Annotated in this window: 14 protein-coding genes; 2 read left to right on the forward strand and 12 right to left on the reverse strand. The window is 65.3% G+C overall.

Annotated features, from left to right (window positions below; genetic code table 11):
* The first annotated feature begins 20 nt into the window (after window positions 1-20).
* Window positions 21-1274: a D-amino acid dehydrogenase gene (locus tag P7F68_RS05135; RefSeq protein ID WP_277831263.1), complete on the forward strand. Its 1254-nt coding sequence runs from the start codon at window positions 21-23 to the stop codon at window positions 1272-1274.
* A 49-nt stretch (window positions 1275-1323) separates the two neighbouring features.
* On the opposite strand, the gene P7F68_RS05140 is transcribed toward P7F68_RS05135, so the two are convergent.
* The 12 genes from P7F68_RS05140 to P7F68_RS05195 all read right to left on the reverse strand — a co-directional run bounded on the left by P7F68_RS05140 (window position 1324) and on the right by P7F68_RS05195 (window position 18377).
* The gene (locus tag P7F68_RS05140; protein ID WP_277831265.1) at window positions 1324-3303 is read right to left on the reverse strand and encodes an LTA synthase family protein; all 1980 of its coding nucleotides are present in this window, start codon (window positions 3301-3303) and stop codon (window positions 1324-1326) included.
* 142 nt (window positions 3304-3445) lie between these two features.
* Window positions 3446-3880 carry a type II 3-dehydroquinate dehydratase gene (aroQ, locus tag P7F68_RS05145; protein ID WP_277831267.1) on the reverse strand — a complete coding sequence of 145 codons (435 nt, stop codon included), beginning with the start codon at window positions 3878-3880 and terminating at the stop codon, window positions 3446-3448.
* An 81-nt stretch (window positions 3881-3961) separates the two neighbouring features.
* Window positions 3962-5425 (reverse strand): glutamate synthase subunit beta, encoded by a 1464-nt coding sequence (locus P7F68_RS05150; RefSeq protein ID WP_002925803.1) that lies wholly within the window; start codon window positions 5423-5425, stop codon window positions 3962-3964.
* A complete protein-coding gene (locus P7F68_RS05155) occupies window positions 5426-10108 on the reverse strand; it encodes a glutamate synthase-related protein (RefSeq protein WP_277831270.1) in 4683 nt (1560 codons plus the stop codon).
* Window positions 10109-10449: 341 nt separating this feature from the next.
* Window positions 10450-11574, reverse strand: a complete 1125-nt coding sequence (locus P7F68_RS05160; RefSeq protein WP_277831272.1) for a deoxyguanosinetriphosphate triphosphohydrolase — start codon at window positions 11572-11574, stop codon at window positions 10450-10452.
* 38 nt (window positions 11575-11612) lie between these two features.
* Entirely contained in the window at window positions 11613-12695 is a 1083-nt protein-coding gene (aroB, locus tag P7F68_RS05165; RefSeq protein ID WP_270068513.1) for a 3-dehydroquinate synthase, read from the reverse strand.
* Entirely contained in the window at window positions 12683-13213 is a 531-nt protein-coding gene (locus P7F68_RS05170; protein WP_277831277.1) for a shikimate kinase, read from the reverse strand. The genes aroB and P7F68_RS05170 overlap by 13 nt, the downstream gene beginning before the upstream one ends.
* Before the next feature lie 86 nt (window positions 13214-13299).
* Window positions 13300-15522 carry a type IV pilus secretin PilQ gene (locus P7F68_RS05175; RefSeq protein WP_198291828.1) on the reverse strand — a complete coding sequence of 741 codons (2223 nt, stop codon included), beginning with the start codon at window positions 15520-15522 and terminating at the stop codon, window positions 13300-13302.
* Window positions 15519-16037, reverse strand: coding sequence for a pilus assembly protein PilP (locus P7F68_RS05180; RefSeq protein ID WP_002925797.1), 519 nt, complete (start codon window positions 16035-16037; stop codon window positions 15519-15521). Before P7F68_RS05180 ends, P7F68_RS05175 begins: the two co-directional genes overlap by 4 nt.
* Window positions 16037-16714: a type IV pilus inner membrane component PilO gene (locus tag P7F68_RS05185; protein WP_277831282.1), complete on the reverse strand. Its 678-nt coding sequence runs from the start codon at window positions 16712-16714 to the stop codon at window positions 16037-16039. Before P7F68_RS05185 ends, P7F68_RS05180 begins: the two co-directional genes overlap by 1 nt.
* Window positions 16711-17304, reverse strand: coding sequence for a PilN domain-containing protein (locus P7F68_RS05190; RefSeq protein WP_277831284.1), 594 nt, complete (start codon window positions 17302-17304; stop codon window positions 16711-16713). Before P7F68_RS05190 ends, P7F68_RS05185 begins: the two co-directional genes overlap by 4 nt.
* The gene (locus tag P7F68_RS05195; RefSeq protein WP_002925794.1) at window positions 17301-18377 is read right to left on the reverse strand and encodes a pilus assembly protein PilM; all 1077 of its coding nucleotides are present in this window, start codon (window positions 18375-18377) and stop codon (window positions 17301-17303) included. Before P7F68_RS05195 ends, P7F68_RS05190 begins: the two co-directional genes overlap by 4 nt.
* A 186-nt stretch (window positions 18378-18563) precedes the next feature.
* On the opposite strand from P7F68_RS05195, the gene P7F68_RS05200 reads away from it, so the two are divergent.
* Complete coding sequence (locus P7F68_RS05200) at window positions 18564-20981, forward strand: penicillin-binding protein 1A (protein ID WP_277831287.1); 2418 nt, start codon at window positions 18564-18566, stop codon at window positions 20979-20981.

A 20981-nucleotide genomic window follows, 5' to 3' on the forward strand; every position in this document is an offset into this window, starting at 1 on the left:
CGTGGATCGGGGAGGCCAGGATGAGGATTGCGGTGCTCGGCGGCGGCGTCATCGGCATCAGCACTGCCTGGTACTTGCACAGCAAGGGCTTCGAGGTGACGGTCATCGATCGCCAACCCGATGCCGGCATGGAGACCAGCTATGCCAATGGCGGGCAGATCTCGGTGTCGCATGCCGAACCTTGGGCAGGCCCGCGTACGCCTTTGAAAGCCCTGTACTGGCTCGGTCGCGAAGACGCGCCACTGCGCTTCCGGCTGCGCGCCGACCGGGCACTGCTGAACTGGTCGGCGGCCTTCCTCCGCGAATGCCTGCCGTGGCGCACGCGCGCCAACATTGGACGCATCGTGGAGCTGGCGCGCTACAGCCGCAGCGAACTGCAGAGGCTGCGCGCCGCCTTTGCAGAGGATTGCCCGCTTGACTACGACCATCAGGAACGCGGGATCCTGCATTTCTACACCGACCGCCGGGAGTACGAGCACGCACTGCGTGCGGCATCTGTCCTGCGCGACTTCGGTTGTGACCGGCGGCCAGTCGGGGTCGATGAGTGCATTGCGATCGAACCCGCGCTCGAGGGTGCCCGCAAGCTGCTGGTGGGCGGTGACTTCACCGCCGACGATGAGTCCGGGGATGCACATCGCTTCACCCGAAGCCTCGGCGAGCGCTGCCGGCGAGCCGGCGTGGCATTTCGCTTCGGCACCACGATCACGAACCTTGAGCATACAGGGCAGCGCGTTGCCGCGGCACGTACGCTTCAGGGCGAGCACATCGAAGCGGATGGTTTCATCGTCGCCACGGGCAGCGCCAGCCCACAGCTGCTGACGCCACTGGGCATTCGCGCACCCATTTATCCGGCCAAGGGCTACTCGGCGACGATTCCCCTCGCGGAAGATAGCGTTGCGCCATTCACCAGCCTGACCGATGACGGCCACAAGCTCGTGTTCTCGCGCCTGGGGAACTCGCTGCGGGTCGCCGGTACGGCCGAATTCGACGGCTTCAACCTGCGCCCCAACCTCGTCCGCCAGGAGGCCATGATGCGCCGGGTGCACGAGCTGTTCCCTCAGCTCAGGCCCGCGGGCGCAGCAAAGACCTGGTGCGGGCTTCGACCAGCGACCCCGGGAGGCGTACCCCTCGTGGGCGCAACCCGCTACGAGAACCTGTGGCTGAACACCGGCCACGGCACACTCGGATGGACCATGGCCTGCGGATCGGCCGCCGCGCTGAGCGACCTGGTTGCGGGGCGCGCACCCGCGGTGCATCTAGCTGAAGTTGCCTGAAAGGGCTCAAGCTGCGCAGCGCGCACGCCCCCCCCCAGGCGGGGCGGCGTCAGACGTCCGGCGCGCCCTCGGTGGCCAAGGTATCGAGCGCGGCTTCCACCGTCATCTCCTCGGCCTCCAGCTCCACCGTCTGCAGCATCGGCTTGCCTGCCGGAGCCTGCAGCGCATGCTGGGCGCCGCTGAAGAGGTCGCGCTTGAGCGTCTCGATGGCTGCAACCCAGGCGGCAACCGGCTCGCACTCGGGCAGGAGTTCGCCATTGCGGCACACCGTGAGGCGCTTGCCTTCGAGCGCCAGCTGGACCCCGGGCAAGGGGCGGATTCGGACCGCATCGTCACTGCGCGCAGCAAAGCGCAGCATGGTCTCACGCTCGTCGTCGAGCAGATCGAGGATGAGCGCGGGCAAGGCGTAGATCGGCAGGTCGCCGGTGCGCAAGGGACCACGCTTGCCGTCGATGACGACGAGCGGAGTCGACACCAGGGTACGGAACATGGGGTCGTCGAACTGTGCGCGGTTCGGCGCGAGCAGGCCTGACTCGGCATAGCCGCCATGGTTCCAGCCCAGCGAAGGCAGGTGGTCGCCGAACAGCACGATGATGGCGTCGGGGTCACGCTCGCGCAGTTCGCCGAGGAAGGCCATCAGTTCGCGCGACTTGTAATACACCGTGTTGGCATAAGCCTTGACCAGGGCATTGTCGGTCCTGGTATCGATGACCTGCGGGCGCTGCGCGTTGAGCGGATAGTCGAGGTGGCCAAAATAGGTCAGCACATAGTTGAACACCGGCTGGCCATTACCGAGCTCAGGGCCGATGCGTTCGAGCACCTGGCGATAGAGCGACGCATCGCTGAGGAACTCGCGGTTCATGTCGTCGAGTTCGAAGTCGCGGTCGGACCAGTAGTGCTCGAAACCAATGCGTCGGTAGGCGTTGATGCGGTTCCAGAACGGCGCCGCATTCGGGTGCGAGGCGTAGCTGCGGTAGCCGGCCTCGCCCAGGTGACGCGGCAGGCAGGGCACGTCGCGCCGCAGCCGGCCTTCGAAGAAGACGGCATCGGTCATCACCGGGAAGCCGCACAAGGCCTCGAACTCGGCATTTGCGGTGTAGCCGCCGAACACCGGCGACATCACCTTGGCGTTGCCGGCAGCTTTCCACAGCTTGCGGAAGGCCGGATCGAGCGGGTCGGCCGACAGACCGGCCGCCTTGAGCGCCACCGGATCCCAGAAGGACTCGAGCACGATCATGTGCACATTGCGCCCGCCCCGTCCGTCACGACGGGCCGCGGCGCGCATGAAGGGGCTGGGCTGAGTCGCACCGAGCAGGGCGAGCGCGCCATCAACCTCGTCGGAGGCCGGTGCAGCCCCCCTGCGCGCAAGGTTGCGCGCCGCCTCCTGCACCAGATGAATGGGCAGGCCGCGCATCTCATAGTTGCCGCGCTGGTTCCACACCCAGTCGCCAAAGCGGGCATCCATCCAGCTCGTGACCACGGCCGGCTGGGCAACGATCATCCAGACGCCCGCGGCCACGGTGGCCACGGCGCCCCAGGCGCGCGGACTGCGCCAGGCGAACATCCAGGCCAGAGCCCCCAGCGGCAGCGCGAGCATCGCCACGCTGCCCCAAAGCTGCCAGCCTTCCAGCAACAAAAAGAGATTTCTTGCCGCGACGAAGTCGTCGGGCATGACCGGGCCGCCCAGCACCGCAAGTTTGAGCGCATTACCTACCGTAAACGCAGAGAACAGCACGACCATCGCCACGCCGAAGCGCGCGACGCTGCGCGCCATCAGGAACAGCAGGCCGCCGATCAGCAGGTGTGCGGAGAGGTCACGCAGCCAGGCGTCCGGACGCGGCGCCACATCCAGGAAATGGGCGCTGGCCCATTGTGCGAGCGCATACCAGGCGGCCACCAGTCCCAACGCATAGCCCCACTCGCGCGCGTGACGAAGCCCTGCGCGCGGACGCGTGACGCCGACAGCGGGAGACTGCGCCGCTGACTGTGACTCGGACCTGGCGGGGGAACGGCTTGCGGACGTGGGCACGGCGGCACTCCGGAAGAAAATCGGGAGTGAGGATAATACGCGTGTAACAATCGTCTGTTATCGAGCGCGTCCGCTTTTCCCCGCAATGCAACAATGCAAATTGCGACAAGTCTTTGCGACCCGCAGCCGCCCACTCACGGTCTCAGCAACGGGAAGCGACGAACTGCAGCGCAAGTCCGTAGCCCTGAGTGCCGAAGCCGGCCATCACCGCCTCGGCAACATCCGACAAGTACGAGTGGTGACGGAAGGGCTCGCGCTTGTGCACGTTCGAGATATGCACCTCGACGAAGGGGATCGCCACCCCGGCAAGCGCATCGCGGATCGCCACGCTGGTATGCGTGTAGGCACCCGGGTTGATCAGCACCCAGGCGACGCCCTCGCCACGCGCGGCATGGATGCGATCGACAATCGCGCCTTCATGGTTGCTCTGGAAGCACAGCACCTCGACGCCCAGCGCCTCGCCCTGCTCCTGCAGGCCGCGCTCGACATCGACAAGGGTGGTGGCGCCGTAGATCTCGGGCTCGCGCGTACCGAGCAGGTTTAGGTTGGGGCCGTTGATGACGAGAACCTTGGGCATGGGGCAGGACTCCGCAAAACACAGTCGTAAAAAAGGCGGCCCGCAGACCGCCTTTCGCGAATCGCTTCAGCGCAGAGGATATCAGCGCGGCAGCAGGCTCTCACCCATCAGGAACTCGTCGACTGCACGGGCGCACTGGCGGCCCTCACGAATCGCCCACACGACCAGCGACTGGCCGCGGCGCATGTCGCCGGCGGCGAATACCTTGGGCACGTTGGTGGTGTAGCAGCCTTCGCCGTCGGTGGTCGCCTTGGCGTTGCCGCGCGCGTCCTTGTCGACACCGAAGGCCTCGAGCACACCGCCCACCGGCTGGGTGAAGCCCATGGCGAACAGCACGAGGTCGGCCTTGATCTCGAACTCGGAGCCCGGCACCTCGGACATCCTGCCGTCCTTCCACTCCAGGCGACAGGCCTTGAGCGCCTTGACCTTGCCGTTCTTGCCGATGAACTCCTTGGTCGCGACAGCGAAGTCGCGCTCGCAGCCTTCCTCGTGCGAGGAGGAGGTGCGCAGCTTGGTCGGCCAGTACGGCCACACCAGCGGCTTGTTCTCCTGCTCGGGCGGCATCGGCATCAGCTCGAACTGGGTCACGCTCGCCGCACCGTGGCGGTTCGAGGTTCCGACACAATCGGAACCGGTGTCACCGCCGCCGATCACCACCACGTGCTTGCCCTTGGCCGAGATCGGGTTGGGCTTGTCGCCGGCGACCTGCTTGTTCTGCGGGATGAGGAACTCGAGCGCGTAATGCACGCCACCGAGCTCGCGCCCCGGCACCGGCAGGTCGCGCGGCACTTCGGCGCCGCCTGCCAGCACCACGGCATCGAAGTCCTTCTGCAGTTGCTCGGCGCTGATGACTTCCTTGGCATCATTGACGATGCCGGCCGGCATGTCCTTCGCGGCGACGAGCACACCGGTGCGGAAGCGCACGCCCTCGGCCTGCATCTGCTCGACACGGCGGTCGATCAGGCCCTTCTCCATCTTGAAGTCGGGGATGCCATAGCGCAGCAGGCCGCCGATGCGGTCGTTCTTCTCGAACACGGTGACGTCATGGCCGGCGCGTGCCAGCTGCTGCGCAGCCGCCAGGCCAGCCGGGCCGGAACCGACCACCGCAACCTTCTTGCCGGTCCGGGTTTCGGGCGGCAGCGGCAGCACCCAGCCCTCCTCCCAGGCCTTGTCGATGATGGCGTGCTCGATCGACTTGATGCCCACCGCGTCGGTGTTGATGTTCAGCGTGCACGCGGCCTCGCAGGGCGCGGGGCAGATACGGCCGGTGAACTCGGGGAAGTTGTTGGTCGAGTGCAGCACCTCGATCGCCTCGCGCCAGTGGCCGCGATACACGAGGTCGTTCCAGTCCGGAATGATGTTGTTGACCGGGCAGCCGTTGTTGCAGAACGGGATACCACAGTCCATGCAACGCGCGCCCTGGACCGATGCCTGCTCGTCGGTCAGGCGCAGGACGAACTCCTTGTAGGTCTTCAGGCGCTTGTCGACCGGCTCGTAGGCCTCGGACAGACGCTGATGCTCCAGAAATCCAGTGGGCTTGCCCATTTATGCGGCCTCCTTCTCTGCTTCACGCGCCTCGGCCATCTCGGCCAGCGCGCGACGGTACTCATGCGGGAACACCTTGACGAACTTCTTCCGCCAGGTGGCCCAGTTGTTCAGGATCTCGCGGGCGCGCACGCTGCCGGCGAAGCGGACATGGCGCTCGATCAGGCCCTTGAGGATGAGCTCGTCGCCCATCGTCAGGTGGTCGATGTCGACACGGCCATGGGATTCGAGATCGTCACCCGACTCCGAGCCCTTGCGCGCAGCGATCTCGTCGGGCAGCGGCTCGAGCGCAACCTGCGCCATGTTGCAGCGCTGCTCGAAAGTGCCGTCCTCGTCGAGCACGTAGGCCACGCCGCCCGACATGCCGGCGGCGAAGTTGCGGCCGGTCTGGCCGAGCACGACCACGGTGCCGCCGGTCATGTACTCGCAGCCATGGTCGCCCACGCCTTCCACCACCGCAGTGGCGCCGGAGTTGCGCACTGCGAAGCGCTCGCCGGCAACGCCGGCGAAGTACACCTCACCCTCGGTGGCGCCATAGAGCACGGTGTTGCCGACGATGATGTTCTCCGGCGTGCTGCCGCGGAACTCGGCCTTCGGACGCACGACGATGCGCCCACCCGACAGCCCCTTGCCGACGTAGTCGTTACCCTCGCCCACCAGCTCGAGCGTCACGCCACGTGCCAGGAAGGCGCCGAAGCTCTGGCCCGCGGTGCCGTTGAGGCGGATGTGGATGGTGTCGTTGGGCAGGCCGGCGTGGCCGTAGCGCGCCGCAACCTGTCCGGAGAGCATGGCACCGACCGTGCGGTTGATGTTGCGCACCGGCAGGTCGATGTTGACCTTCTCGCCCTTCTCGAGCGCCGGCTTGGCAAGTGCGATCAGCTGCTGGTCGAGCGCGCCCTCGAGGCCGTGGTCCTGGGTCTCGGTGTGCAGTCGCGGCACTTCGGCCGGCACCGGCGGCAGGTAGAAGATGCGCGAGTAGTCCAGCCCTTGTGCCTTCCAGTGCGCGATGCCCTGCTTCATGTCGAGCAGGTCGGCACGGCCGATGAGCTCGTCGAACTTGCGCACGCCGAGCTGGGCCATCAGCTCGCGCACTTCTTCGGCGACAAAGAAGAAGTAGTTGACGACGTGCTCGGGCTGGCCCTGGAAGCGCGCGCGCAGCACCGGATCCTGGGTGGCGACGCCAACCGGGCAGGTGTTGAGGTGGCACTTGCGCATCATGATGCAGCCTTCGACGACCAGCGGCGCGGTGGCGAAGCCGAACTCGTCGGCGCCGAGCAGCGCGCCGACGACGACGTCGCGGCCGGTCTTGATCTGGCCGTCGACCTGCAGGCGGATGCGCGAACGCAGCCGGTTGAGCACCAGCGTCTGCTGGGTCTCGGCCAGGCCGAGCTCCCACGGCGAACCGGCGTGCTTGATCGAGCTCCACGGCGAGGCGCCAGTGCCGCCGTCATGGCCGGCGACGACGATGTGGTCGGCCTTGGCCTTGGCCACGCCGGCGGCCACCGTGCCGATGCCGATCTCGGACACCAGCTTGACCGAGATGCTCGCAACCGGGTTGGCGTTCTTGAGGTCGTGGATGAGCTGGGCCAGGTCTTCGATCGAATAGATGTCATGGTGCGGCGGCGGCGAGATGAGGCCGACGCCGGGCACCGAGTGGCGCAGGAAGCCAATGTACTCCGAGACCTTGTGACCGGGCAGCTGGCCCCCTTCGCCGGGCTTCGCGCCCTGGGCCATCTTGATCTGGATCTGGTCGGCGTTGACCAGGTACTCGGTGGTGACGCCGAAGCGGCCCGAGGCCACCTGCTTGATCGCCGAGCGCAGCGAGTCGCCAGCCTTGAGCTCGAGGTCGCGCGCAATGCGCTTCTCACCGATCACCTGCGACAGGCGGATGGCCTCGGTCAGCGGCTTGAAGCGCATCGGGTCTTCGCCGCCCTCGCCGGTGTTCGACTTGCCGCCGATGCGGTTCATTGCCACCGCGAGGGTGGTATGGGCTTCGGTGGAAATCGAGCCGAGCGACATGGCGCCGGTGGCAAAGCGTTTGACGATTTCCTTGGCGGGTTCGACCTCGTCCAGCGGCACCGGGGTGGCCGCAGTCTTGAACTCGAACAGGCCGCGCAGCGTCATGTGGCGCTTGCCCTGGTCGTTGATGATCTTGGCGTATTCCTTGTAGGTTTCGGCCTTGCCCGAGCGCGTGGCGTGCTGCAGCTTGGCGATCGCGTCCGGCGTCCACATGTGCTCTTCGCCGCGGATGCGGAAGGCGTACTCACCACCGGCATCGAGCATGTCGTGCAGTACCGGGTCGGCCGAGAACGCGGCCTTGTGCAGACGGATGGCCTCTTCCATCACCTCGAACACGCCGATACCTTCCACCTGGCTGGTGGTGCCGGTGAAGTACTTGTCGAGCAGTGCCTGCTTGAGGCCGACGGCCTCGAAGATCTGCGCGCCGGTGTAGGACATGTAGGTCGAGATGCCCATCTTGGACATGACCTTCATCAGGCCCTTGCCGACCGCCTTGACGAAATGCTTGACGTACTTGGCGGCGGCTTCGGCATCGCCCGCCATGTGCTCGAGCGTCTCGAGCGCGAGGTAGGGATGGATCGCCTCGGCGCCGTAGCCGGCGAGCACCGCGAAGTGGTGTACCTCGCGCGCAGAGCCGGTCTCGACCACCAGGCCGGTGCGCGTGCGCAGGCCCTTCTCCACCAGGTGCTGGTGGATCGCGGACAAGGCCAGCAGCGCCGGGATGGCGACGCGGTCGGCGGCCAGCTTGCGGTCGGACACGATCAGGATGTTGGTACCGCCCAGCACAGCGTTTTCGGCGTCGGCACAGAGCGAAGCCAGACGCGCCTCCACGCCTTCGTTGCCCCACTCGGCCGGATAGCAGATATCAAGCTCGGCCGAGCGGAACTTGTTCTGCGTGTAGCGCGCGATGTTGCGGATCTTGGCCATGCCGGCGAAGTCGAGCACGGGCTGGCTGACCTCGAGGCGGAACGGCGGGTTGATCTCGTTGATTTCGAGCAGGTTCGGACGCGGGCCGATGAAGGACACCAGCGACATCACCATCTGCTCGCGGATCGGGTCGATCGGCGGGTTGGTGACCTGTGCGAAGAGCTGACGGAAGTAGTTGTACAGCGGCTTGTTCTTGGAGGACAGCACCGCCAGCGGCGAGTCGTTGCCCATCGAGCCAGTGCCTTCCTCGCCACTCTTGCCCATCGGCTCGAGGATGAACTTGATGTCCTCCTGGGTGTAGCCGAAAGCCTGCTGACGGTCGAGCAGCGGCTCGACGCGCTCCGCCGCAGCGGCGGCGTCGACTACCGCAGGCGCCTCCAGCGTGTCGAGCTTGATGTTGATGCGGCGCAGCCAGTCGGCGTAGGGGCGCGCGTGGGCAAGCGACTCCTTGATCTCCTGATCGCCGATGATGCGACCCTGCTCCATGTCGATCAGGAACATCTTGCCCGGCTGCAAGCGCCACTTCTTGACGATCTTGCTGTCAGGGATGGGCAGCACGCCGGACTCGGAGGCCATGACGACCAGGTCGTCGTCGGTAACCAGATAGCGCGCCGGACGCAGGCCGTTGCGGTCGAGGGTGGCGCCGATCTGGCGGCCGTCCGTGAAGGCGACCGCAGCGGGACCGTCCCACGGCTCCATCATCGCCGCGTGGTACTCGTAGAAGGCACGGCGCTTCTCGTCCATCTGCGTGTGCGACTCCCAGGCCTCCGGGATCATCATCATCATCGCGTGGGCGAGCGAATAACCGCTCATCACCAGCAGTTCGAGCGCGTTGTCGAACGACGCCGAGTCGGACTGACCGGGGTAGATCAGCGGCCAGATCTTCTGCAGATCGTCGCCAAGCAGCGGCGAATGCACGCCCTTCTCGCGCGCGCGCATCCAGTTGTAGTTGCCGCGCAGGGTGTTGATCTCGCCGTTGTGGGCGATGTAGCGGAACGGGTGGGCGAGGTTCCACTTCGGGAAGGTGTTGGTCGAGAAACGCTGGTGCACCAGGGCCAGCGCCGAGTTCGCACGCGGATCGACCAGGTCCAGGTAGTACTCGCCGACCTGGTTCGCGAGCAGCAGGCCCTTGTAGTTCACCGTGCGTGCCGACATCGACACCATGTAGAACTCCTTGCCGTGCTTGAGCTGCAGCGCGCCAATGGCATTGGCGGCGCGGCGGCGCACAACGTAGAGCTTGCGCTCGAGCGCTTCGGTGACCATGACGTCGGCACCGCGGCCAATGAAGATCTGGCGGATCACCGGCTCCTTGGCCTTCACCGTCGGCGACATCGGCATGTCGTGATTGACCGGGACGTCGCGCCAGCCGAGCACGACCTGCCCTTCAGCCACCACCGCACGCTCGATCTCTTCTTCACAGGCCAGGCGGGAGGCGGCTTCCTTGGGCATGAACACCATGCCGACGCCGTACTCGCCGGGCAGCGGCAGGGTCACGCCCTGGGCGGCCATCTGTTCGCGGTAGAGCTGGTCGGGGATCTGGATCAGGATGCCGGCACCGTCGCCCTGCAGGGGGTCGGCACCAACCGCACCGCGGTGGTCGAGGTTCTTCAGGATTTCGAGGCCCTGCAGAATGATGTCATGACGTTTCTCGCCCTTGATGTGGGCGATGAAACCCACGCCACAGGCATCATGTTCGTTGGCGGGGTCGTACAGACCCTGCTTTTGGGGCTGATCCATCTTCTTTTCCTCAAACGACACGCAAGATCACGCGCAGGAGCCCAGGGAGGCCAGTCGGACCGGAGTCAGGTCCGATAAAACCGAACGCGCACAAAAAAGCCGGGCGCGCGCGCACCGGCTTTGTGATTTGCACCAACTTGGTGCAAAAACAGCTTTTGGATGACCAGGCAGATTGGGCAAATAGCCCGCATGCACCATTTTGGACACCGCCACCAGACAGGCTGTTGACGAAAAAAACTATACGCCCGCAAAACGCTGGGTTCAAGAATTTTTTTGCACTGCGGCAGCGATCTGGAGCAAGGTATTCCTGTGCGCCATTGGGCAGGTGTATGTGGCACGAATCAGTGGATCTCGCCAACGGCGAACAAGCGCCGATGCTCCTTCATGGCGTAGCGGTCGGTCATGCCCGCGATATAGTCGGCGATGGCCCGCGCCTTGTCATCGCGCGCCATCGCCTGGTACTGCGGCGGCAGGATGTGCGGATCGTCCATGAAGGCGGCAAACAGATCGCTGACAATGCGGCGCGCCTTGTTCGTCATGCGCAGCACCTGGTAGTGGCGGTACAGGTTCTCGCGCAGGAAGGCCTTGAGTTCGCGCAGTTGCACCAGCAGCGCCTCGGAATACGCCACCAGGCGGGGCGCGCGGCGAACGTCGTCGAGCGAGGCGACACCGGCTGAGGCGACATTGGCGCGCGTTTGCTCGAGCAGATCGATGACCATCAGATGGATCATGCGGCGCACGGTCTCGTTGATCAGTTTGCGTCCCGCCAGCCCGGGCCAGCGCGCCTCGACTTCGCGACGCTGCGCGGCGAACAGAGCGACCTCTTCGAGTTGTTCGAGCGTGATCAGGCCCGAGCGCAGCCCATCGTCCACATCGTGGTTGTTGTAGGCGATCTCGTCGGCAAGATTGGCGAGCTGGGCCTCGAGCGAGGGCTGGGTTCCTTCGAGGAAGCGCCGACCGACATCGCCCAGGCGTTCGGCATTGGCGCGCGAGCAGTGCTTGAGGATGCCCTCGCGGGTCTCGAACATGAGGTTCAGGCCGTCAAAGGCTGCATAGCGGTCCTCGAGTACGTCCACCGTGCGCAACGACTGCAGGTTGTGCTCGAAACCGCCATGGTCGCGCATGCAGGCATTGAGCGCCTCCTGGCCGGCATGGCCGAAAGGCGTGTGACCAAGATCGTGGGCAAGCGCGATGGATTCGGCGAGATCCTCGTTAAGCCCAAGCTGGCGGGCGATGCCACGGGTGATCTGCGCCACCTCGATACTGTGAGTGAGGCGGGTTCGAAACAGGTCGCCCTCGTGATTCACGAACACCTGGGTCTTGTACTCGAGGCGACGGAACGCAGTGGAATGCACGATACGATCGCGGTCGCGCTGGAACTGACCGCGCGCCACCGGCACGGGTTCGTCGTAGGCACGGCCACGCGAGTTGTGTTCGGTGACCGCGTACGGCGCAAGCTGCAGCATCGGCATCTCCTCTGTTCAGACTCGCAACGCGCAAGCGCTCAGCGGCAGCGCGCCTCGATGGCGGCGGCGATATCGGTCTGCTGCGCATCGCCGTGGATCACCGCACGCCCCAGCTCACGCAGCAGCACGAGGCGCAGGCGCCCCGCCTCCACCTTCTTGTCGTGCGCCATGAGCTCGAGATAGCGCTCAGCCCCGAGCAGCGGCCCCCACACAGGCAGCCGCGCACGCTCGAACAGCGCGCCAACTCGTGCGACCTCGGCTTCGCCCAGCCAACCGAGACGCCGCGACAACTCCGCTGCCATCATGGTGCCGGCAGCCACCGCCTCGCCATGAAGCCATTCTCCATAGCCAAGGCCGGTCTCGATCGCATGGCCGAAAGTGTGGCCGAGGTTCAGCAGCGCGCGCTCGCCCTGCTCAGTCTCATCCGCAGCCACCACCTCGGCCTTGTTGCGGCAGGAACGCTCGATCGCATACGCCAGCGCATCGGCGTCGCGCGCCACCAGGCGCTCAAGGTTCTGCTCAAGCCAGGCGAGGAACTCGGGGTCGCGAATCAGCCCGTACTTGATCACCTCGGCCAGGCCAGCAGAGAGCTCGCGATCAGGCAGCGTGGCCAGCGTATCGATGTCGGCCAGCACCAGGCGGGGCTGGTAGAAGGCGCCGATCATGTTCTTGCCGAGTGGATGATTGATCGCCGTCTTGCCGCCCACCGAGGAGTCGACCTGGGCCAGCAGCGTGGTCGGCACCTGGATGAAGGGCATGCCGCGCTGGTAGCAGGCAGCGGCGAAGCCCCCCATGTCGCCCACGACACCCCCCCCCAGTGCGATCAGGGTGGTGGAACGCTCGCAGCGCTCGGCAAGCAGCATGTCGAAGATCCTGTTGAGGGTCTCCCAGTCCTTGTAGGCCTCGCCATCCGGCAGGCTGACCGCAGAGACGCCAACCCCCGCCTGCGCCAGCGCCGTGCTCAGGGCCTCAAGGTAGAGCGGGCCGACGGTGTCGTTGGTGACGATCGCCACGCGTCGCGTCCTGAGGTGGGGCAGGATCAAATCGGCTCGCCCGAGCAGGCTGCGACCAATGTGAATGGGATAGGCGCGATCGCCGAGAGCGACGTTCAGGGTCTGCATGTACTTTGCTCGCGTTTCTTCAGCGCGTCCTCGATCAGGCGCACCATGGTTCCGGGATTCGTGCGCCCGCCATCGACGATGATGTGGGCGACTTCGCGATAGAGCGGATCGCGCTGACGGTAGAGTTCATCGATGCGCTGGCGCGGGTTCTCCACCTGAAGCAGCGGGCGGTTGCGATCGTGGCGGGTGCGCTCGTACAGGATCTGCGGCGGCACGTTGAGGTAAACCACCACACCACGCTCGCGCATCAGCGCACGGTTCTCGGGGGCAATCACCACGCCGCCACCAGTGGCGATGACGATGTCCGGCTCCAGGGTCAGCTCATCCATCATCTGCGTCTCACGACGCCGAAAACCCGCCTCGCCCTCGATTTCGAAAATGGTCGGGATAGTCACCCCGGTACGGGCAACGATCTCGTGGTCGCAGTCGGCAAAGCGCAGCTTGCGCCGCCGCGCCAGCTCCTTGCCTACCGTGGTCTTGCCGGCGCCCATCATGCCGATCAGTATCAGACAGCTCACGCGTGACTCGCCGGAAGTCGAGATGAAAAAGGGCGGGCACCCTTTCGGAATGCCCGCCCCGGCATTGTAACAGCTGCCGCCGCCGCTCAGCGGAGCGTCAGAGAATCGGCAACGATACGCGGCGTGATGAAGACGAGCAGCTCCTTGCGGTCAGAGACCCGCTTCTGCGCCCTGAACAGATGCCCCAGCACCGGCACGTCACCGAGCACCGGCACCTTGTCCACCCCGGTGGACTCCTCTTCCTCGTAGATGCCACCGATCACGACGGTGCCGCCGTTCTCGACCAGGACCTCGCTCTTGACGTTCTTGGTCTCGATCGGCGGCACACCGAGCAGCGCCCGTTCATAGATCGGACGATCCTTGTTCACCTCGATCGACAACTGAAGCCGCCCGTCTGGTGTGATCTGCGGCTTCACCTTCAGCGCCAGCACGGCCTTCTTGAACGAAACGCTGGTGGCACCGGAGCTCGACGCCTCCTGATAGGGAATCTCGGTACCCTGCTCGATCGAAGCCTCGACCTGGTTGGCGGTCAGCACACGCGGACTGGAAACGACTCGGCCACGGCCATCGGCCTCGAGCGCCTGCAGTTCGAGATTGAGGAAGCGCGTCAGGCTGTTGTTGAAGAGGGTCAGATTCAGCGCGCCAAAGGCGCCTGCAACCGGCCGCCCGCTGACGACGTCACCGCCCTGAGTCACCACCTGACCAATCGAGTTGACCGATGTCGTTCCGGGCCTGAAGGTCTCGCGGATGAAGCCCGGAATCACGGGATCGCCCGGCTGGGGATCCGTGGGCTGCTGGCCGACAACCTCCAGCGCTCTCGTTCCGAACGCCGACTTGCCGAACCCGACCTGACCCAGGTTGCCGAGCTTTGCAGTCCCAAGACTACCAAGGCCAAGGCGGACACCGATTTCGCGCGAGAAGGTCTTGCTGGCCTCGACGATGCGCGCCTCGATCAACACCTGCCGGGGCGCAACGTCAATTTCCTGAACCAGACGCCGCAGCGCATCGAGACGGGACGCCACATCGGTCACGAAGACCTTGTTGCTGCGCTCGTCGACCACCACGCTACCACGCGAGGACAGCATGGTCTGGTCCTTGCTCTTCAGGAAATCAAAGATCTCCTTGGCCTTGTGGTAGTTGATCTGGAAGCTCTCGGTCTGCAACTGCTCGAGATCCTTGACCTGAGCCCGCGCCTCGAGTTGCAGGCGCTCACGCGCCGCCAGTTCGTCACCCGGCGCGACCCAGATCACGTTGCCGTTCTTGCGCATGTCCAGACCCTTGGCCTGGAGGATGATGTCGAGCGCCTGGTCCCACGGCACGTCTTTCAGTCGCAGCGTCAGGCCACCCTGAACGGAGTCGGAAGTGATGATGTTGAAGTTCGTGAAGTCGGCGATGACCTGCAGCACCGAACGCACGTCCACGTTCTGGAAGTTGAGCGACAGCTTCTCGCCCTGATACTGCCCACGCGCCGCCCCCTGCACCAGGCGGTTCGGATCCTCGACCAGTCGCTTGACCTCCAGCACGAAGCGGTTGTCGCTCTGGTAGGCGTTGTGCTCCCACAAGCCATTGGGCGTGACTGTGAGGCGGACGCGGTCGCCGACCTGCTGCGCCGTCATCGAAGTCACCGGAGTGCCGAAGTCGGTGACATCCGAACGCCGGCGCAGATGCTCTGGCAGCGACGTCTTGAGGAAATCAACGACGAGATTGCCGCCCTGCTGGCGGATGTCGATACCGGTATCCGCACTCGAAAGATCGACGACGACGCGGCCATCTCCCTCGGTGCCACGCCGGAAATTGATGTCACGCACAGCAAACGCCGACGCGGCGGCAACCGGAGCCTCGGCAAAATTGCCACGCGATTCCGAGGCGACGCTCGCGCGCGCAGCCTGGACGTTGACCGGCGAGATGGCGACGATCACGTCGCGTCCCTCGACGCGCGTCTCGTAGGGACTCATGCGTACGAGGTTGAGCACCAGCCGCGTGCGATCGCCAGCCTGCACGATGTTGGCGCTGCGCAGGTCACCCTGGTCGATGGCCTGAACGTTGCGACCAAGCCCGTTGGCCGTGCCAGCGAAGTCGAAGGCGATGCGCGCCGGATTGGCCACGCTGAAGCTGGGCGGCACAGCTGTCAGCGGCTCCTTAAGGGTCAGGCGCACATACAGGGTACCCCCCTGCTCGGCAACCTCCAGCCCCTCGATCTGGTTCGACAGCGCCTGCGCCTGCTCCGCACCCTGCGCAAGGGCAGAAGGCACGGGCGCTACGCCGGCGACCATCGCCGCCAGCAGCAGCATTCCGATTCGATGTCTCATTTTCTGGTCTCCTGCTGCTCCTGCAATACCAGCGAACTGGTCCTTTCGACCCAGTCGCCGTAGACGTCTTCGACGAGTTCGCGCAAGGTCACTTCGCTCTCGCTGATGGCGGTGACGACCCCGAAGTTCTGTCCCATGTAATGTCCGACCTTTACCTGGTGGAGGGTGTTATTGACGCTCACCAGGGCATGTACGGTACGGCCCTGCTCAAGGACACCCACCATCTGCATGGATTCGAGCGGGTAAGCCTCGAGAGGCTCGCGGCGGCGGTCCATGTCAGGCCTCAGCGCACTCGCAGCACGCCGCTCGGGCTCCATGCGTGCCGACCGGAAAGGGTCGTCGCCCTGAACACCCGCATAATCGACAACGGCCAGCGGCAACAACTCGGGCAACTGCATGACCGAGCCACGCATCGTCCGCGCCTGTTCGGTCATCCATGCCTGCAGATCGTCCTGGTTGCCACCGGCACACCCGGCAAGCAATGCGCAGGCCGCGACCAATGAAGCCCTCTTCATCATCTGCTCCTCTGCGCTGCCGCTGCAGCCTGAGCCGCCTGGCGCTGCTGGGCGAGCTCTTCCTCGTCGAGATAACGATAGGTGGTCGCCTTGGCCTCGAACTTGAGCTTGCCATCCTCGCCCGCTCCCAGGGCGACGTTGTTGAGCGTGACGATTCGCGGCATGCGCGCGACATCGGCAACGAATTCGCCAAGATCGTGATAGACCCCCTGAACCCTGACATCGATGGGCATCTCGGCGTAGAACTCCTTGACCACGTCGGCACCCGGCTTGAACAGCTCGAACTGCAAGCCACGACCCAGGCCCGCCTGGTTGATGTCCGACAGCAGCGAGTCCATCTCCGCACGATTGGGCAGTTGCTTGAGCAGCGCGCCGAACTGACGGTCGATCTCGGCAAGCTGCCGCCGGTGCTCTTCCAGATTCACCGCCTGCCGCTTCTTGGCGACCCAGCTGTCCCTCAGCTGCTGCTCCTCGGCGCGCACGCGCTCGAGCGAAGCGGCCTGGTCCTGCCAGTCGAACCACCAGAAGCCCGCAATCGTCAGCACGAACAAGCCGACGAACACAGCCACCCGAGGCGCGAGCGGCCACAAGCCCGGATCATTGGGATCCAGGCCCTTGAAGTCATTCACCAGGCGATCGAGATCGATGCCCTTTCCAAGTCTGGTACCGGTACTCATTGCGTCGCTCCCGTGGCGCCACCGGCAGCGGCTTCCGTGACTTCCGCGCTGGGCTGCCGGATGCCGATACCCAGGGTGAACTCACTGACTCGCCGGGCGTCCAGCCTCGCCGCCTTGGCCTCGACGAGGACCGGCAACTCGAGGAAGGGAGAGGACTCGAGGTTGCGCATCAGGTGCGAAACTCGCGCGTTTGACTGCGCATACCCAACCAGCGTCACGCGGCGGCCATTCTGCTGGATGGACTTCAGATAGACACCGTCCGGCATGCGATGCGCCAGTTCGTTGAACAAATGGACGGTCTCGGCCCGCGTCGTCTGCAACGACTCGATGACCTGCTTGCGCGACAGCATGGCGTCGATCTGCCCACGCAAGCGTCGGATCTCGGCGATGTCGCGATCGAGACTTGCGATCTCGGCCTTCAGGAAGTTGTTGCGCTCGCGCTGGCTGTCGATGTAACCCTCGTAAACCGCATGGACGACAAACCCGATCAATGCGCCAAGCACGATCATGAGCCCGGAGACCGCGTAGAACTGATGACGACGCTGGCGACGCTTCTCGACGCGATGGGGGAGCAGGTTGATGCGGATCATGCGTCGAACCTCCGCAGCGCGAGGCCGCAAGCCGCCATCAGCGAGGGCGCATCGGCCAGCAGGCTCTTGGGCCGCAGCTTGGCATTGATCGTCATGCCGGCAAACGGGTTGGCGATGATGGTGTCGACCTGGGTGCGCGCCCCGACCACATCACCAAGGCCGGGCATCACGGCACAGCCGCCGGCAAGCACGATGTGATCGACCTGGTTGAACTGTGTAGAGGTGAAGAAGAACTGCAGCGCGCGCGAAACCTCGAGCGCCAGGCTGTCCATGAAAGGCCGCAGCAGGTCGCGCGCATAGCTGTCGGGCAATGACCCGGCGCGCTTGGCGGTCTCGGCCTCCTCGAAGCTCATGCCATACTGGCGCGCAATGTCCTGGGTGAGCTGCACGCCACCGAAGGCCTGCTCGCGTGCATAGAGCGACTGCCCGTTGCGAAACATCGTGACGTTCATGACATTGGCACCAACATCGACCAGGGCGACGACCTGATCGGCGCCTGCGCGTGGCAGTTGGCGGCAGACCAGTTCCAGCGCAGCCTCGGTGGCGAGCGACTCGACATCGACGATGACCGCCTTGAGCCCGGCAGCCTGGGCCACGGCAACCCGATCCTCGACCTTGTCCTTGCGCGACGCGGCAATCAGCACCTCGACGTCACCCTGGCTGCCGGGCGCCGGCCCGATCTCCTGGAAGTCGAGATTGACCTCCTCGAGTGCGAACGGGATGTACTGATTGGCCTCGGACTCGACGGCGAACTCCATCTCGGTTTCGCGCAAGCCCGCAGGCAGGATGATCTTCTTGGTAATGACCGACGACGACGGCAGGGCCACCGCAACATTGCGGACGCTGCCACCGAAACGGCGCAACGCGCGCTTGATCGCCTCGCTGACCGCCTCGAGGTTGGCGATGTTGCCGTCGACGACGGCGTCACGCGGCAAGGACTCGATTGCGTAGCGCTCGACTTTGTAAGCGTCCTTGTCACCCCCGGACAACTCGACCAGCTTGACCGATGAGGACGAGATGTCGAGCCCGGCAAGCTGACGTGCCGCTGAGCTGAGAAAGGGGATTTCAATCACAAAGAAAGTCCTTACATTTCTTTATGTTACGCGCAGAGCCTGAGCAGGCTTCTAGAATGCTAGCAACAAGGCCATGGGGTGTAAAGCAAACTGCATTTCTGACACATGCTGCATACAGGATCGACTGGGGCCAGACTTGCGCTTCCCTTATAATGCCTGCCCACCTGCCACAACCCCGGATTTCCCATGCGCTGGGTCCTGTATCCGATCACAGCGCTGCTTGCGCTGATCACTCTCGGCCTCGCCACACTTGCGGCGATGGCCTTTTTTGCCTGGCCGAATCTCCCTGCCCTCGACACGCTCACCGACTACCGGCCGCGCGTGCCGCTGCGAGTATATACGGCGGACGGCCACCTCATCGGCGAATTCGGCGAAGAACGCCGTGATGTAGTTCGCATCGCCGACGTTCCGTCGACGCTGAAGCACGCCATCCTGGCCGCCGAAGACGAGCGTTTCTACGAGCACCCCGGGATCGACCTGGTCGGTCTTGCGCGCGCGGCGATCGCCAATCTATCGACCGGAGGCCGCGGCCAGGGCGCATCGACGATCACCATGCAGGTTGCGCGCAACTTCTTTCTTTCGCGCGAGAAGACCTACAACCGCAAGCTCTACGAGATCCTGCTCTCGCTCAAGATCGAGCAGAACCTCAGCAAGGACCAGATCCTCGAGCTCTACATCAACCAGATCTTCCTCGGGCAGCGCGCCTATGGCTTCTCTGCAGCTGCGCGCGCCTACTACGGCAAGACACTCGACCAGCTGAACCTGCCCGAAGCGGCCATGCTTGCCGGCCTGCCCAAGGCGCCCTCCGCCTTCAACCCGATCGTCAATCCGGCACGCGCAGCGGTACGCCAGCAATACGTGCTGCGCCGCATGCTCGAGGCTGGCTATATCAGTAGTACGCAATACGAAGAGGCGCTTGCATTCGCCACCCCGAAGCAGAGCCAGCGCGACATCGCGGCTGCCCGCAAGAACCAGGACATCGTCGTGCCCGGCGACCATGTCGCGGAGATGGCGCGCCAGATTGCCGTCGAACAGTTCGGCGAGCAAGCCTACGAACTGGGTATCCGCATCGTCACCACGGTGACCCGCAAGGACCAGGAGGCCGCCTATGCCGCCCTGCGTCGCGGCGTGCTCGACTATGACCGCCGCCACGGCTACCGCGGCCCCGAGGCATTTGTCGACCTGCCCTCGGGAATGGTCGACGCCGCGCGCCTGGACGAAGCGCTGAGCGACCACAGCGACCATGGCGACCTGCTCGCGGCACTGGTCGTCAAGGCTTCGCCCAAGGAGGTCGTTGCCTACCGCAGAGGTCAGCAGATCACGATCAGCGGCAAAGGCCTCGCCTTCGTTGCCCCCATGCTCGCCGAAAAGGCGCCACAGAGCCGCCGCATCCGCCCCGGCGCTGTCGTGCGCCTGCGCAACAGCGGCAACGACGCCTGGGAGATTGCCCAGCTACCCGAGGTGCAGGCCGCCCTCGTGTCGATCGACTCGCGCACTGGCGCGGTGCGCGCCCTGGTCGGCGGCTTCGACTTCAATCGCAACAAGTTCAACCACGTCACCCAAGCGCTGCGCCAGCCTGGATCGAGCTTCAAGCCCTTCATCTACTCGGCTGCGCTCGAGCGCGAGTTCGGCCCGGGCAACGTGCTTGCCGACGAACCGCTCTACTACCCGGCCGGCGTCACCGGCAGCAAGGCCTGGGAGCCCAAGAACTACGACGGCCGCTATGCCGGGCCGATGACCCTGCGCGAATCGCTCGCACGCTCCAAGAACATGGTCGCGATCCGCCTGCTCGAGCAGATCACCCCGGAGTATGCCCGCGACTACCTCACCCGCTTTGGCTTCGATGGCGCGCGCAACCCGGCCTACCTGACGCTGGCACTGGGCGCAGGCGCAGCGACGCCCTGGGAGATGGCCGCGGGCTATGCGGTATTCGCCAACGGCGGCTATCGCATAGAGCCCTACATCGTGAAGGAGATCTACGATGGCAACGGTCGCCTGATCGCCCGCACCGACCCGCCGGTCGCAGGCCAGAGCGCACCGCGTGTGATCGACGCCCGCAACGCCTGGCTCATGGACTCGATGATGCGCGACGTGGTCCAGAGTGGCACGGCGACCCGCGCGCGCAGCCTCAAGCGCACCGACCTCGCCGGCAAGACCGGGACGACCAACGACTATGTCGACGCCTGGTTCTGCGGCTATCACCCCGAACTCGTAGCCGTGGCCTGGGTCGGCCACAGCCAGCCGCGCAACCTGGGGCGCGGCGAGACGGGCGGCGCGGCGGCGCTGCCGATCTGGATCAACTACATGGCCAGCGCCCTGGAAGGCGTGCCCGAAACACAGCTGCCACGCCCCAACGGGCTGATCCTGGTCGACAATGGCCTGGGTACGCGACAGGACTTCCACTACGCGGAATACGCGCCCCCCGAGCCGCCTGCCGCGCCGGACTGGCTGCAACAGATGTTCGCAGCCGACACCTCACCGGCCATGGAAGCCCCCAGCGAGGCGATCCCGCCCGGGCCGCCTGCGCGCCTGCCCCCCCTGCCCCCTCCGGCCCAGGCTCCGGCACCCGTGGTGGATCGCATGCCGACCCCCATCGGGCGCTGA

Origin of the sequence: Thauera mechernichensis (assembly GCF_029588855.1) — a bacterium.
Taxonomy (GTDB): domain Bacteria; phylum Pseudomonadota; class Gammaproteobacteria; order Burkholderiales; family Rhodocyclaceae; genus Thauera; species Thauera mechernichensis.

Excerpts from the sequence above, each read along its gene's own strand:
- P7F68_RS05135 (WP_277831263.1), top strand. The coding sequence starts at position 21 with ATGAGGATTGCGGTGCTCGGCGGCGGCGTCATCGGCATCAGCACTGCC.
- aroB (WP_270068513.1), bottom strand. The coding sequence starts at position 12,695 with ATGCAGACCCTGAACGTCGCTCTCGGCGATCGCGCCTATCCCATTCAC.
- P7F68_RS05190 (WP_277831284.1), bottom strand. The coding sequence starts at position 17,304 with ATGATCCGCATCAACCTGCTCCCCCATCGCGTCGAGAAGCGTCGCCAG.
- P7F68_RS05180 (WP_002925797.1), bottom strand. The coding sequence starts at position 16,037 with ATGAAGAGGGCTTCATTGGTCGCGGCCTGCGCATTGCTTGCCGGGTGT.
- P7F68_RS05175 (WP_198291828.1), bottom strand. The coding sequence starts at position 15,522 with ATGAGACATCGAATCGGAATGCTGCTGCTGGCGGCGATGGTCGCCGGC.
- P7F68_RS05160 (WP_277831272.1), bottom strand. The coding sequence starts at position 11,574 with ATGCTGCAGCTTGCGCCGTACGCGGTCACCGAACACAACTCGCGTGGC.
- P7F68_RS05150 (WP_002925803.1), bottom strand. The coding sequence starts at position 5,425 with ATGGGCAAGCCCACTGGATTTCTGGAGCATCAGCGTCTGTCCGAGGCC.
- P7F68_RS05200 (WP_277831287.1), top strand. The coding sequence starts at position 18,564 with ATGCGCTGGGTCCTGTATCCGATCACAGCGCTGCTTGCGCTGATCACT.
- aroQ (WP_277831267.1), bottom strand. The coding sequence starts at position 3,880 with ATGCCCAAGGTTCTCGTCATCAACGGCCCCAACCTAAACCTGCTCGGT.
- P7F68_RS05185 (WP_277831282.1), bottom strand. The coding sequence starts at position 16,714 with ATGAGTACCGGTACCAGACTTGGAAAGGGCATCGATCTCGATCGCCTG.
- P7F68_RS05155 (WP_277831270.1), bottom strand. The coding sequence starts at position 10,108 with ATGGATCAGCCCCAAAAGCAGGGTCTGTACGACCCCGCCAACGAACAT.